This is a genomic window from Candidatus Mycoplasma haematohominis (genome assembly GCF_902712995.1).
Taxonomy (GTDB): Bacteria; Bacillota_I; Bacilli_A; order Mycoplasmatales; family Mycoplasmoidaceae; genus Eperythrozoon_B; species Eperythrozoon_B haematohominis.
Window position 1 is genome coordinate 1 of the sequence record NZ_CACTIB010000010.1, and the last position, 1,378, is coordinate 1,378.

A 1,378-nucleotide genomic window follows, 5' to 3' on the forward strand; every position below is an offset into this window, starting at 1 on the left:
TAGACTATAAGACAAAATTACAAGAATGAGCTCAAGCAAATGGAAATAAGAAGATAATTTATTCTTTGGAAGAAACAACATCAGAAAAAGGCAAAGCCACTATATTTACTGTTTCTGTTAGTTGAGGTAATCAGGTTAGAGGATGAGGAAAAGGCACTAAATTAAAGGATGCGGAACAGATGGCAGCCAAAGATTCTCTAATAAAATCAAATAGGATAGGAGAAGTTTAATGATGATATCTGAAAAAATGACATGTTATTTTTAAAAATTAAGGAGCATTTTTCTGGGAATGAAGATCTTAGTTTTCTTCAGAATTCTACAGAAAAAAGTAGGAAGATATTTGGCCTGCTTATGTGAGCCATGCTGTATTTTGGTTACTTTGTTTTCTGTTTGAACTGGATTATTATGGACAACCTTAAGGGGACTGCTTCTCAAGGTTGATTGAAAGATTTCATAGGTCATGGTTTAACTGATGCGACTGCTAAATCTACAGTTCAAACTCAACTTATTGGTTATGCAGTTACTTTCGCAAGAGGATTAGCGACTATAGGTGTTGCCTGATTGGTAGTTAAGTTTACTCACAGAAGAGCAGCTTTAATTGCTCTTTTATTGAACTCCGCTGCGCTTCCTTTGATATACATGCCCCACTATTCTCTTTTCGTTTTAGGAAGGATGTTCATGGGCTTTGGTGGAACCATGTTGATTATTTTGGTTCAACCTATTATTGCTAGATTTTTTGATTTACGTGGTAAGGGAATACTTTCTGCAATAACTCCTACTGCTTATTTATTTGGTGCTTTGGTAGCTCATTCTTTGTTTGTTTATGAAGGAACAAGTTCAAATGGGCCACTTAAATACTTCCAGGATAACTGGCAAACAGTTGCTTCTATTTGTGCTGGTCTTTCTCTTATTCCTTTAGTTGGATACTTTCTGTTTGCCAAAAACTTCAATACTGCTGATAATGCTGAACAAGAATTGGAACAGTTGGAAAAACCAGAAAACACTTATTCAGGAATTATTAAAGAACGAAGTCTATGGTTTTGGATTTTTTGATACAGCTTTTTATTGGTTGCTTCTTTGATGGTTTCTTGGGTGACTCCAGAGTTGGTTGGGAAGATTAATCAAAATTTGGTTAAGAGTCTAGATAGCGCGCATGTTAGTTGGAAAAGGATCTACTGCTGCTGTTTCTATGTTGGTTGTTTGGGTGGTATGTGTATCGGTAAGTGGAGTAAATTGCAATTTCAAAGAAAACCTTGTGTTGTAGGTTGTTGTTTAATTGGTGTTCTTTGTTGAGCTTTAATTTTCGGAGCAGCGCACATTTCTGATACTTCTATAGCTTCTGTTGTTATTTTCTACTCAGTATTCATTTTTGCATTCT

Annotated in this window: 2 protein-coding genes; both read left to right on the top strand. The window is 35.4% G+C overall.

Features of this window, described 5'->3' with window-relative positions; translation table 4 throughout:
- The coding region (locus H6411_RS02185; protein ID WP_246307736.1) for a putative dsRNA-binding protein at positions 1 to 230 on the top strand (230 nt) is incomplete at its 5' end.
- A gap of 22 nt (positions 231 to 252) precedes the next feature.
- Positions 253 to 1,378, top strand: a 1,126-nt coding sequence (locus H6411_RS02190) for an MFS transporter (RefSeq protein WP_216083009.1), incomplete at its 3' end; no start/stop codon positions are given.